Below are 12394 nucleotides of genomic sequence, written 5' to 3' on the forward strand. Positions count from 1 at the left end.
CCGCTTCGCCTTCTTTTCATGTCGCCTCCTACCAACGGACACGGGAAAGGGACATGATGTCCCCGCCCCTGCTCCCCAGTACCCCCGGAGAGAACGTGTCCCCCACCCGACCACGGCGCCTGATCGCGCCGACGTCCGCCGCCGCCGCGGCGGTGCTGCTGGCCGCGGCCCTGGGCCCGGTTCCGGCCGCCGCCGACACCGGCACCCCGGTGATCGCGGAGGTCTACGGAGGCGGCGGCAACAGCGGAGCGACGCTGCGCCACGACTTCGTCGAGCTGGGCAACGCCGCGGACGCCCCGGTCACCGTCGACGGCTGGAGCGTCCAGTACCTCCCGGCCGCACCGAAGCCGACCACCAACGTGCAGGTCACCCCGCTGGCAGGGGAGATCCCCGCCGGGGGCCGCTACCTGGTCCGCCAGGCCGCGGGCACCGGGGGAGAGGTCGACCTCCCCGCCCCGGACGCCGCCGGGTCGACCAACATGTCGGCCACGGCGGGCACCGTCCTGCTCGTCTCCGGCACCGAGCCCGTCGAGTGCCGCACCGCCGCCGACTGCGCCGCGGACGGCTCCGTCGTCGACATCGTCGGCTACGGCGGAGCCGAGGTCCGCGAGGGGGAGTCCGCCCCCCGGCTCTCCAACACCACCGCGGCCGCCCGCGGCGACGGCCTCGCCGACACCGGCGACAACGCCGCCGACTTCACCGCGGGCGGGCCCACCCCCGTGAACGCGGCCGGCGAGGGCCCCGACGAGGGCCCGGGGGAGCCCGGCGGCCCCAGCGAACCCGGTGACCTGCGCATCCACGACATCCAGGGCGTCACCCGCGTCTCCCCGCACGCCGGGGACACCGTGTCCGGGGTGCCCGGCGTGGTCACCGCCGTCAACGCCTTCGGCAGCGCGCAGGGCTTCTGGTTCCAGGACCCCGAGGGCGACGGCGACCCGCGCACCAGCGAGGGCCTGTTCGTCTTCACCGGCTCCACCGCGCCCGGCGTCGCACCCGGCGACGAGGTCCTGGTCTCCGGCCGGGTCGACGAGTACCGGCCCGCCTCCGGCACGCAGACCATCACCCAGCTCGACCGGGCGCAGTGGACGGTCCTGTCCACCGGCAACGCCGTCCCGGAGTCGGTGGCCCTGGAGGCCGGGGTGATCCCCGCCGAGTACGCCCCCGACCACGGCGGCGACATCTCCGGCCTGGAGCTGGCGCCCGACACCTACGCCCTGGACTTCTGGGCCGCCCACGAGCACATGATGGTCCGGCTCGAGGACGCCCCCGTCATCGCCCCCACCGACCCCTACCACGCCTTCTGGGTCACCGTGGAGCCCGGGCACAACCGCACCGCCAACGGCGGAGTGGCCTACGGCTCCTACGACGACCCCAACGCGGGACGGGTCAAGGTCGAGTCCCTGCTCGACCGCGACGTCCACCCGTTCCCCCGGGTCGACGTGGGCGACACCCTCGCCGGGGTCACCGAGGGACCGGTGTACTACAGCCGGTTCGGCGGCTACCTCGTGCGCGCCACCACCCTGGGCGAGCACGTGCCCGGCGGCCTGGAGCGCACCCCCGTCCGCGGCACCGAACGGTACGAGGTCTCCATCGCCACCTACAACGTCGAGAACCTCGGCGGCCGGGACGACCAGGCGAAGTACGACGCGCTGGCCACCGGCATCGTCGAGTACCTCGACGCGCCCGACATCATCGGCCTGGAGGAGATCCAGGACGACAACGGCGAGGTGGACGACGGGACCGTCGACGCCGGCGCCACCCTGGACCGGCTCACCGCCGCGATCGAGGCGCAGGGCGGGCCGGCCTACGAGTGGCGGCAGATCAGCCCCGAGGACAAGCAGGACGGCGGCGCGCCCGGCGGCAACATCCGCAACGCCTTCCTCTTCGACCCGGCCCGCGTGCAGTTCGTGGACCGCCCCGGCGGCGACGCCACCACCGCCGTCGAGGTCGTCCGGGGCTCCCGCGGCGCCGAGCTGTCGGTCTCCCCGGGCCGCATCGAGCCCGCGGACCCGGCCTGGGACGACAGCCGCAAGCCGCTGGTCGGACACTTCCGCGCCCTCAACCGGGACATCTACGTGGTGACCAACCACTTCAACTCCAAGGGCGGCGACCAGGCGCTGCACGGTGTCGTGCAGCCGCCGGCCCGCACCAGCGAGCAGCAGCGCAACGCCCAGGCGGAGCTGGTGGCCGGCTTCGCCGACGAGCTGCTGGCCGTGGATCCGGACGCCAATCTGGTGGTCATGGGGGACCTCAACGACTTCCAGTTCTCCCGGACCCTGGAGATCCTCACCGGCGACGGGCCGCTGTACAACCCGATGACGGACCTGCCCGCCCCGGAGCGCTACAACTACGTGTTCGACGGCAACTCCCAGGCCCTGGACCACATCCTGGTCAATCGGGAGATCGCCGGCCGTGTGGACTACGGCATCGCGCGGATCAACTCCGAGTTCCACGACCAGGTCAGCGACCACGACCCGCAGGTGCTGTGGCTGGACACCCGCCGCTCCACCCCGCCGGGCCGCTCCTGACCCGGCCCCCTGCACGGTGCGCCCCGGCCGGGAACCGGCCGGGGCGCACCGCGTCCCTCCGCGGGGACCTCAGCGCACGTCCCTGCGGCCCAGCACCACCGCGGCCAGGGCCCACCGGAGCGGCGCGCCCACGGGGCCGCGCCCGCGGGACGCCTATGCTGGGGAGCGCCCGCCGTACAGCGGGTCCACTCCACCCAAGGAAGCACAAGCATGAACGTACTGCTCACCGGAGGCGCCGGGTACATCGGCTCGCACACCGCGGTCGAACTCCTGGAGGCCGGCCACCGGGTCGTCGTCCTGGACAACCTGGTGAACAGCCACGCCGAGTCCCTGCGCCGGGTCGAGCAGATCACCGGACACGCGCCCGTGCTGGTGACCGGCGACTGCGCCGACCGGGAGACCGTCGACCGCGTCCTGGCCGAGCACGCCATCGACGCCGTCGTCCACACGGCCGGCCTCAAGGCCGTCGGGGAGTCCGTCGCCCAGCCCCTGCGCTACTACCGCAACAACCTCGACGCCCTCCTCTCCCTGGTCGAGGCCATGGACGCCCGGGGCGTCCGCAACCTGGTCTTCAGCTCCTCGGCCACGGTCTACGGCGACCCCGAGACGGTGCCCATCCCCGAGGACGCCCCGCTCAGCGCCACCAACCCCTACGGCGCCACCAAGCTGTTCGGCGAGCGCATCCTGGGGGACCTGGCCGCCGCCGACCCGCGCTGGCACATCGTGTCCCTGCGCTACTTCAACCCCGTCGGGGCCCACCCCAGCGGCCTGATCGGCGAGGACCCCCAGGGCACCCCCAACAACCTGCTGCCCTACATCGCCCAGGTCGCCGCGGGCCGCCGCGAGTTCCTCCAGGTGTTCGGCGACGACTACGACACCGCCGACGGCACCGGAGTCCGCGACTACCTGCACGTCGTCGACCTGGCCCGCGGGCACCTGGTCGCCCTGCACCACCTGGCCGACGCCCCCGGCCACCGGGTCTACAACCTCGGCAGCGGCAAGGGGTACTCGGTCATGGAGTGCCTGCACGCGTTCGAGCGGGCCGTGGGCCGCTCCCTGCCCTACAAGGTGGTCCCGCGCCGCCCCGGCGACATCGCCGTCTGCTCCGCCGACCCCTCCGCCGCCGCCCGCGACCTGGGCTGGAAGGCCGACCGCGACCTGGACGAGGCCTGCGCCGACGCCTGGCGCTGGCAGTCGGCCAACCCGCGGGGGTTCGCGGGCTGAGCCCGACCGCACACCCGCCGGGACCCGCTGAGCACGGGGTACGCCCTAGACTGGGCGTATCCCTGAACTCCTGCGGAAGGTCCTCCGTCGTGTCCGTTGGTGCTGACAGCACGTTCGACACCGTCCTCGTCGTGGACTTCGGCGCGCAGTACGCGCAGCTGATCGCCCGGCGGGTGCGCGAAGCTCACGTGCACAGCGAGATCGTGCCCTCGACCATGCCCGTGGAGGAGATGCTCGCCAAGAAGCCGAAGGCGATCATCCTCTCCGGCGGCCCCTCCTCGGTGTACGCCGAGGGGGCGCCCCACGTCGGGGCCGAGCTCTTCGAGACCGGCGTCCCGACCTTCGGTATCTGCTACGGCTTCCAGGCCATGACACGCGCCCTGGGGGGGACGGTCGACAGGACCGACCTGAGCGAGTTCGGCCGCACCGAGCTCACCGTGACCGCCGGGGACTCCCTGCTGTTCACCGGGCTGCCCGCCGAGCAGCCGGTGTGGATGTCCCACGGCGACTCGGTGATCGAGGCCCCCGCCGGCTTCCGCGCCGTCGCCACCACCGCGGGCGCCCCGGTGGCCGCGTTCGAGGACACCGACCGCCGCCTCTTCGGCGTCCAGTTCCACCCCGAGGTCCTGCACAGCGAGCACGGCCAGGAGGTGCTGCGCCGCTTCCTGTACGAGGGCGCGGGCTGCCGCCCCACCTGGACGATGCTGAACATCGTCGACGAGCAGGTCGCCCGGATCCGCGAGCAGATCGGCGACAAGAGCGTCATCTGCGCCCTCAGCGGCGGCGTCGACTCCGCGGTGGCGGGCGCCCTGGTGCAGCGCGCCGTCGGCGACCAGCTGACCTGTGTGTTCGTCGACCACGGCCTGCTGCGCAAGGGCGAGGCCGAGCAGGTCGAGAAGGACTTCGTGGCGGTCACCGGCGCCCGGCTCAAGGTCGTGGACGCCCAGGAGCGCTTCCTGAGCGCGCTGGCCGGGGTCACCGACCCCGAGGAGAAGCGCAAGATCATCGGCCGCGAGTTCATCCGCGTCTTCGAGCAGGCGGCCCGCGAGGTCGTCGCCGACAGCGGCGAGTCCGGCGGCGAGGTCGAGTTCCTGGTGCAGGGCACCCTGTACCCGGACGTGGTGGAGTCCGGCGGCGGCACCGGCACCGCCAACATCAAGTCCCACCACAACGTGGGCGGCCTGCCCGACGACCTCCAGTTCACCCTGGTGGAGCCGCTGCGCGAGCTGTTCAAGGACGAGGTCCGCAAGGTCGGCGAGGAGCTGGGCCTGCCCCCGGAGATGGTCTGGCGCCAGCCGTTCCCCGGCCCCGGCCTGGGCATCCGCATCATCGGCGAGGTCACCCGCGAGCGCCTGGACGTCCTGCGCGAGGCCGACGCCATCGCCCGCGAGGAACTGTCGCACGCCGGGCTGGACCGCGAGATCTGGCAGTGCCCCGTGGTGCTGCTCGCCGACGTCCGCTCGGTCGGCGTCCAGGGCGACGGCCGCACCTACGGCCACCCCGTGGTGCTGCGCCCGGTCAGCAGCGAGGACGCGATGACCGCCGACTGGTCGCGCCTGCCCTACGACGTGCTGGCCAAGATCTCCAACCGGATCACCAACGAGGTCCGCGAGATCAACCGGGTGACGCTGGACGTCACCAGCAAGCCCCCGGGCACCATCGAGTGGGAGTAGGCGCCCCGGCGCCCACGCGGAGGGGGCCCGGCCTGACGGCCGGGCCCCCTTTCGCGTTCCGCGGGTACCGGGCCGCTCAGTCGGCGCTCTTGAGGAGGACCTCGACGGGCTCGGCGAAGCGGTCGTGCCTGAACACCAGGGCCTCGGGGTACTCGCCGACGTGGAGCGTGAACACCATGATCCCGGTGGCAGTCTCGCCCGGCTGGACGGCCTCCCACAGGGACTCCTGCTCCTCGATCCGGCTGGGCCGGTCCGCTACGACCTCCTGCTGCAGTTCGGTCCGCACCCCCTGGGCCTCGTGGTCCAGCAGCACGGGCGCGTCGCTCAGATTGGTGAAGTCCACGTCGAGCACGCAGTAGTGCCCGTTCGCCTGCACCTGGACCTCGCGGCTGGGGATGGTCGTCTGGTCGCACTCGACGTCGAGCACCTTCACACGGGCCAGGCCGTCGGCGCTGGTGGCCTCCATGGCCCCGGTGCCCGGGGACGCGGGCCCGTCCCCCTCGCCGGGTTCGCCCCCGCCGCCGTCCTCGGGGGCGGCGGAGGTGCCGGGCTGCTGCGTCTGCTGACCGGACGGGGCGTCGTCGTCGCCGAGGTTGGTCACCACGTACAGCACCGCCAGCAGCGCGAGGACCAGGAGGACGGCGGCCGCCGCGGCGATGACCACGATGCCGCGCCGGTTGGCCGGACCGGTCGGCCGGTGCGGGGGCGGCGGGACCGGCGGAACGTACGGCTGGGGGCCCGGGCGCGGCGCCTGCTGGTCGGCGGGCGGCACGATCGGGAGCGCGCCGGTGGAGGCCGGGTGCTGGGCGGGCGGCGGCCCGCCCGGGGCGCCGGCCTGCGGGTGCGGGGGCGGGGGCGGGCCCTGGGGCGGGTGCCCGCCGCCGGGGTGCCCCGGGGCCGGTCGCACGAACGTGCCGCTCTGGTGCGGGGCGGCCTGCGGGCCGGGCGGGGCGACCGGGGGCGCCTGGTAGGCGCCGGGCGCCGGGTGGCGCATGCCGGTCATGGTCTGGTGGGCGCCCTGCGGCGGACCGTGCGGCATCGGCGGGGGCAGGTTGGGACGCCACGACTGGTGCAGCGCGTGCGACACCATGTCGTTGGGGTTGGAGCTGTCCTCGCCGCCCGCCAGCTCCAGGAGCAGGTCCTGGGCGGTGGGCCGCCGGTTGGGGTCCTTGTCCAGGGCCCGCAGCACCAGCCGGTCCAGGGGGCTGTCGAGGTTGCCGATCTGGGGCTCGGCGAACAGCACCCGCTTGCCCAGCGTCATGGCGTCGCCGTTGCCGAAGGGGTGGGTGCCGTTGCCCGCGAACGCCACCAGGCACCCCCAGGCGAAGATGTCCGCCTTGGTGGTGACCTGCTCCTCCAGGAGCTGCTCGGGCGCCATCCAGCCCGGGCTGCCCATGACGATGCCCGTCTGGGTGTGGTTGGTGGCGGTGTTCATGGCCCGGGCGATGCCGAAGTCGATCACGCGCGGGCCCGACAGCGACAGCAGCACGTTGGCGGGCTTGAGGTCGCGGTGCACCAGGCCGGTGCGGTGGATCGCGGCGAGCGCGGCGGCCACGCCCAGGGCGAACCCGTGCAGGGTGGAGGAGTCCAGGGGGCCGTTCTGGGCGATGTGCTCGGCCAGCGCGGTGCCCGCGATGTACTCGGTCACCATGTACGGGCGGTTCTCGAACGTGCCGTGGTCGAGGACCTTCGCGGTGCAGAAGGAGGCGACCTTGCGGGCGTTCTCCATCTCGTCGCGGAACCGCGCCCGGGTCGCCTCGTCGAAGGCGAGCTCGGGGCGGATGACCTTGATCGCTACCTGGTTGTTCCGGTCCGGCAGCCCGCCGAGGTAGACGGTGCCCATGCCGCCGCTGCCCAGCTTCCCGGACAGCACATAGGGCCCGATGGTGGCCGGATCTCCGGCGCCCAGCGGTTCCAGGTTCTTCGGGAGCCCATCCGACGGCAAGTAGCCCTCCCCGACGGTGTCCAAACTCCGCCTTGCCCCAAGGTAGCGGTGTTTGTGCCCTGATTCCCACTCGCGGACCCCGTCGGTCCGGTTCGCGGAAGGGCGGTGACTGACATGACAATGGTGACGATCCCCGAATCGCGCCCTTGGTTCCCGTTTCCGCCCGAACATCGCGTTCGTCTCACGGAGCAGGGGTGAACACAGCGGCTCCCCTGTCGGGGTGTGTGCTCACGCAAGGGGGGGTTCCTTTACGATTGGGGACTCGTGACAGTTGATACCACCGTAACCGTGCGGGTTCCCGCGAAGGTCAACCTCCAGCTGGCGGTGGGGCCCGCACGTGAGGACGGGTTCCACGACCTCGTCAACGTTTTCCACGCGGTCTCGCTGTTCGATGAGGTTACCGTCCGGGAGGCGGGACCGCGCAGTGGGCGACCCGACGGTAGCACCTCACCGGGTGGCGGGACCCTCCTCGCGGAGCTGACCGCGAACGGCCGCTCGGTCTCCCACCTGTCACGTGTGCCACTGGACGCCTCCAACCTCGCCGCGGGCGCCGCCGACCTGCTGGGCCGGGAGACCGGCCGCGGCCGTCCGGTGCGGATCCACCTGGAGAAGCGCATCCCCGTGGCGGGCGGGATGGCCGGCGGCAGCGCCGACGCGGCGGCCGCCCTGGTCGCCTGCGACCGGCTGTGGGCGACCGGCCTGCCCCGCGAGGACCTGCTGCGGCTGGCCGCCGTGCTCGGCAGCGACGTGGCCTTCCCGCTGGTGGGGGGCACCGCGGTGGGCCGGGGGCGGGGCGAGATCCTGGAGCCGATGACCAGCCCCGGCCGGTACCGCTGGGTGTTCGCGCTGTCCCCGCACGGCCTGTCCACGGGCGCGGTGTTCGCCGAGTACGACCGGCTGCGGCCCGACGCGCCCGCCCCGGAGCTGAGCGCGGCCCTGCGGGACGCGCTGGCCGCCGCGGATCCCGCGGCCCTGGGCCGGGCGCTGACCAACGACCTCCAGGAGGCGGCGCTGTCGCTGCTGCCGGAGCTGGAGCGCACGCTCCGGACGGGCGCCTCGGCCGGAGCGCTGGGCGCGCTGGTGTCCGGGTCCGGTCCGACCTGCGCGTTCCTGGTGGGCGGCGGCTCGGAGGAGGCCTCGGTGGTCGCCGAGCGGGAGGCCGCGGTGGTGGCCTCGCTGGAGGCGAGCGGGCTGTGCGAGCAGATCGTGCGGGCCGACGGAGACGTCCCCGGCACGGTCTTCGTGTGACGTAAATCACTTGTGGTTTCCGGGTGAGGGTCCCGGGTCCCCGCATTGACCTCAACCATGGTTGAGATTGAAGACTGGGGGCATGCCGACGACAGCAGCCCTCACCCGCTACGCCGACCTGCCGGCCCTCATCGGCCTGATGGAGGGCGACGAAAAGCACAGTGCCGCCGCGCACTCCACGCTCGACGTCGTCTGGGTCCTCTACGACCGCGTCCTGGCCGTCACCCCCGAGACCGCCGACGACCCCGCCCGCGACCGGTTCCTGCTCTCCAAGGGCCACGGGCCCGCCGCCTTCTACGCCGTCCTGGCCGCCAAGGGCTTCCTCGACGTGTCCGCGCTGCGCGGCTGGACCGCCTTCGGCTCCGCCCTGGGACACCACCCCGACCGGGTCCTCGTCCCCGGCGCGGAGATCGGCAGCGGCTCGCTCGGCCACGGCCTGCCCATCGCCCTGGGGACCGCCCTGGGGCTGCGCGCCCGGAACGTGCGCCGCCCCGACGGGTCCGAGCCCCGCACGGTGGTGCTCGTCGGCGACGGCGAGCTCGACGAGGGCAGCAACCACGAGGCCATCGCCGCGGCCGGGCGGCTGGGCGTCGGCTCCCTCACCACCGTGGTCGTCGACAACGGGTCGGCCCTGCACGGCTGGCCCGGCGGGATCGCGCGCCGCTTCGAGCTGGAGGGCTGGGCCACCCGCGAGGTCCAGGGCCGCGACCACGACGCCCTGCACGCCGCGTTCACCCGCCCCTGGGGCGACCGGCCGCTCGCCGTCGTCGCCCGCGTCCGCCCCACGAGCTGACACCGCCACCGACCGGAGGAGACCGGCCATGACCCACAGCACGACGCGGACCGCGCCCCGGGCCGACGCCGCGACGCACGGACCGAACGAGATGCGCGAGGTGTTCGGCGCCGCCGTCTCGGAGGCGATGGACGACGACCCCCGCCTCGCGGTCGTCCTGGCGGTCATCTCCGCCGGGATGTTCCGCCGGGCCGCCGCCCGCCACCCCGGGCGGGTGATCGACCTGGGCATCCGCGAGCAGGCCATGATCGGGACCGCGGGCGGACTCGCCCTCACCGGGATGCGCCCGGTCGTCCACAGCTACGCCCCCTTCTTGGTGGAGCGCCCCTTCGAGCAGATCAAGCTCGACCTGGGGCACCAGGACGCCGGGGCGGTCCTGGTGAGCATCGGCGGCTCCTACGACGCCGCCGCGGAGGGCCGCACCCACCAGGCCCCCGGCGACGTCGCCCTGATCGACACCCTGCCCGGCTGGACCGTCCACGTGCCCGGCCACGCCGACGAGGTGCGCGCCGTCCTGCGCGACGCCCTGCCCGGCGACGACCGGGTGTACATCCGGCTGTCGGGCACCGCCAACCGCGCCCCCCTGCCGCTGTCCGGGGGCCTGGCCGTGGTCCGGCCGGGCTCGGCCCGCTCCGCCGGAGTGGTCGTGGCCGTCGGGCCCATGCTCGACCGCACCCTGGAGGCCACCGCGGACCTCGACGTCACCGTCGCCTACACCGCCACCGTGCGCCCCTTCGACCGCGCCGGGCTCAGCGCCCTGGTCGCCGCCTCCGGGAACGCGGACGTGATGCTGGTGGAGCCCTACCTCAGGGGCACCTCCGCGCACGAGGTCTCCGAGGCGCTGGCCGACCGCAGGCACCGCCAGCTCTCCCTCGGCGTGCCGAGGGACACGGAGCTGCGCGCCTACGGCACCCCGGCCGACCACGCCCGGGCGCACGGGCTGGACGTCCGGGGAATCGCGCGGGCCGCCCGGGACTTCTTCCTGGTGTAGGGAGAGCGCTCCGGCGAACCCCGGTTCCCGGCGGCATGTGAAATCCTGATATGTAGTGATACCGACCTGCCCGGGGCCTTGCGTGGTGCGGCCCCGGGCTCCTTTTTCCGGCGCTCCCGGGTTCGGCGGACCCCGCGAGGACCCGGTCGGAGCCCCGCCGGCGTCCGGGACCCGTCCAGGGCACCCGGCGACACCCGGGACAATGGAGACGATGACGAATCTGGTCAACCTTCAGGACGTGTCCCTGGCCTACGGGCCCCTCGTGCTCCTCGACTCGGTGTCACTGGGCGTGGACGAGGGCGAGCGCATCGGCGTGGTCGGCCGCAACGGCGGCGGCAAGTCCACGCTGATCTCCGTGCTGTCCGGGGCCCTGCCGCCCGACTCCGGCCGGGTGGTGCACAACCGCGGTCTGCGCGTGGGCTTCCTGCACCAGCGCGACGACTTCCCCGACACCACCGTCGGCGCCTTCGTGCTGGGCGAGCGGGCCGAACACGAGTGGGCGGGCGACGCCCGCGCCCGCGACATCCTGCGCGGGCTGCTCGGCGGCTGGAGCCTGGACACCCCCATGGCGGGGCTGTCCGGCGGTGAGCGCCGCCGCGCCGGCCTGGCCCGGCTGCTGGTGGGCGACCACGACCTCATCGTCCTGGACGAGCCCACCAACCACCTCGACATCGAGGGCATCCACTGGCTCGCCGGGCACCTGCGCGACCGCCGCGAGGCGCTCGTGGTGGTCACCCACGACCGCTGGTTCCTGGACGCCGTCACCACCCGCACCTGGGAGGTGGGACGCGGCGCCGTCGAGCGCTACGAGGGCGGGTACGCCGCCTACGTGCTGGCCAAGGCCGAGCGCGAGCGCCAGGCCGCGGCCACCGAGGAGCGCCGCCAGAACCTCATGCGCAAGGAGCTGGCCTGGCTGCGCCGGGGCGCCCCCGCGCGCACCTCCAAGCCCAAGTTCCGCATCGAGGCGGCCAACCGGCTGATCGCGGACGAGCCGCCGGTGCGCGACACCGTCGAGCTGGTCCGGTTCGCCAGCTCCCGCCTGGGCAAGACCGTCATCGACCTCAAGGACGTGACGGCGACCGTCCCGGGGCGGACCCTGCTGGACCACCTCACCTGGCAGCTCGGCCCCGGCGACCGGGTCGGCCTGGTCGGGGTCAACGGCGCGGGCAAGTCCACGCTGCTCAAGATCCTCGCCCGGGAGCGGGAGCCCGAGTCGGGCCACGTCCGCACCGGGCGCACCGTCCGGCTCGCCCACCTGTCGCAGAACGTCACCGAGCTGGACCCCGAGGCCCGGCCGCTCCAGGCGGTCATGGACGTGCGCGAGCACGTGACCATCGGCAAGCGGGACTACACCGCCAGCCAGATGCTGGAGCGCTTCGGGTTCCGCGGCGAGCGCCAGTGGACCCCGATCGGCGACCTGTCCGGCGGCGAGCGGCGCCGCCTGCAGCTGCTGCGCCTGCTCATGGACGAGCCCAACGTCCTGCTGCTGGACGAGCCCACCAACGACCTGGACATCGAGACCCTCACCGAGCTGGAGGACCTGCTCGACGGCTGGCCCGGCTCCCTGGTGCTGGTCTCCCACGACCGGTACTTCCTGGAGCGGATCACCGACCGGGTGCTGGCCCTCATGGGCGACGGCGGCCTGGCGTTCCTGCCCGGCGGCGTGGACGAGTACCTGGAGCGCCGGGCGGGCACCGCGGGGGAGGCCGCGGTGCCCACCGCGGGCGGGGGAGAGGCCCCCGCGGCCGAGCCCGAGCGCCCCGCCGTGTCGGCGGCCGACCGCCGCGCCGCCCAGAAGGAGATGCAGCGCGTCGAACGGCGGATGGACAGGATCGCCGCGCGCGAGGCCGAGCTGCACGAGCAAATGGCGGCCGCGGCCGAGGACTACACCCGGCTCGCCGAGCTCGACGCCGAGGCCAAGGCCCTGGCGGGCGAGAAGGAGGAGCTGGAGATGATCTGGCTGGAGCAGGCGGAGCTGGTCGGCGACTGACC

General features: G+C 73.8%; 8 protein-coding genes. 7 read left to right on the forward strand and 1 reads right to left on the reverse strand.

Features of this window, described 5'->3' with window-relative positions:
- The first annotated feature begins 56 nt into the window (after positions 1 to 56).
- From KGD84_RS04530 to guaA, 3 genes are all read left to right on the forward strand, one after another.
- On the forward strand, positions 57 to 2528 hold the full coding sequence (locus KGD84_RS04530) for an endonuclease/exonuclease/phosphatase family protein (RefSeq protein ID WP_220565527.1): 2472 nt from the start codon (positions 57 to 59) through the stop codon (positions 2526 to 2528).
- Between the two features lie 210 nt (positions 2529 to 2738).
- The gene (gene galE / locus KGD84_RS04535; protein WP_220564852.1) at positions 2739 to 3752 is read left to right on the forward strand and encodes a UDP-glucose 4-epimerase GalE; all 1014 of its coding nucleotides are present in this window, start codon (positions 2739 to 2741) and stop codon (positions 3750 to 3752) included.
- 89 nt (positions 3753 to 3841) lie between these two features.
- Positions 3842 to 5425, forward strand: a complete 1584-nt coding sequence (gene guaA / locus KGD84_RS04540; RefSeq protein ID WP_220564853.1) for a glutamine-hydrolyzing GMP synthase — start codon at positions 3842 to 3844, stop codon at positions 5423 to 5425.
- A gap of 76 nt (positions 5426 to 5501) precedes the next feature.
- Here guaA and KGD84_RS04545 read toward each other — a convergent pair whose 3' ends face one another.
- Positions 5502 to 7370 carry a serine/threonine-protein kinase gene (locus KGD84_RS04545; protein ID WP_220564854.1) on the reverse strand — a complete coding sequence of 623 codons (1869 nt, stop codon included), beginning with the start codon at positions 7368 to 7370 and terminating at the stop codon, positions 5502 to 5504.
- A 264-nt stretch (positions 7371 to 7634) separates the two neighbouring features.
- On the opposite strand from KGD84_RS04545, the gene KGD84_RS04550 reads away from it, so the two are divergent.
- The 4 genes from KGD84_RS04550 to KGD84_RS04565 all read left to right on the forward strand — a co-directional run bounded on the left by KGD84_RS04550 (position 7635) and on the right by KGD84_RS04565 (position 12392).
- A complete protein-coding gene (locus KGD84_RS04550; RefSeq protein WP_220564855.1) occupies positions 7635 to 8618 on the forward strand; it encodes a 4-(cytidine 5'-diphospho)-2-C-methyl-D-erythritol kinase in 984 nt (327 codons plus the stop codon).
- An 82-nt stretch (positions 8619 to 8700) separates the two neighbouring features.
- Entirely contained in the window at positions 8701 to 9411 is a 711-nt protein-coding gene (locus KGD84_RS04555) for a thiamine pyrophosphate-dependent enzyme (RefSeq protein ID WP_220564856.1), read from the forward strand.
- 91 nt (positions 9412 to 9502) lie between these two features.
- Positions 9503 to 10402: a transketolase family protein gene (locus tag KGD84_RS04560; RefSeq protein ID WP_220565528.1), complete on the forward strand. Its 900-nt coding sequence runs from the start codon at positions 9503 to 9505 to the stop codon at positions 10400 to 10402.
- Between the two features lie 211 nt (positions 10403 to 10613).
- Entirely contained in the window at positions 10614 to 12392 is a 1779-nt protein-coding gene (locus KGD84_RS04565; RefSeq protein ID WP_220564857.1) for an ABC-F family ATP-binding cassette domain-containing protein, read from the forward strand.
- Positions 12393 to 12394: the final 2 nt, after the last annotated feature.

It is taken from the genome of Nocardiopsis changdeensis, assembly GCF_018316655.1.
In the GTDB taxonomy this organism is placed as follows: Bacteria; Actinomycetota; Actinomycetes; order Streptosporangiales; family Streptosporangiaceae; genus Nocardiopsis; species Nocardiopsis changdeensis.

Excerpts from the sequence above, each read along its gene's own strand:
- KGD84_RS04530 (WP_220565527.1), top strand. The coding sequence starts at position 57 with ATGTCCCCGCCCCTGCTCCCCAGTACCCCCGGAGAGAACGTGTCCCCC.
- galE (WP_220564852.1), top strand. The coding sequence starts at position 2,739 with ATGAACGTACTGCTCACCGGAGGCGCCGGGTACATCGGCTCGCACACC.
- KGD84_RS04555 (WP_220564856.1), top strand. The coding sequence starts at position 8,701 with ATGCCGACGACAGCAGCCCTCACCCGCTACGCCGACCTGCCGGCCCTC.
- KGD84_RS04560 (WP_220565528.1), top strand. The coding sequence starts at position 9,503 with ATGCGCGAGGTGTTCGGCGCCGCCGTCTCGGAGGCGATGGACGACGAC.
- KGD84_RS04565 (WP_220564857.1), top strand. The coding sequence starts at position 10,614 with ATGACGAATCTGGTCAACCTTCAGGACGTGTCCCTGGCCTACGGGCCC.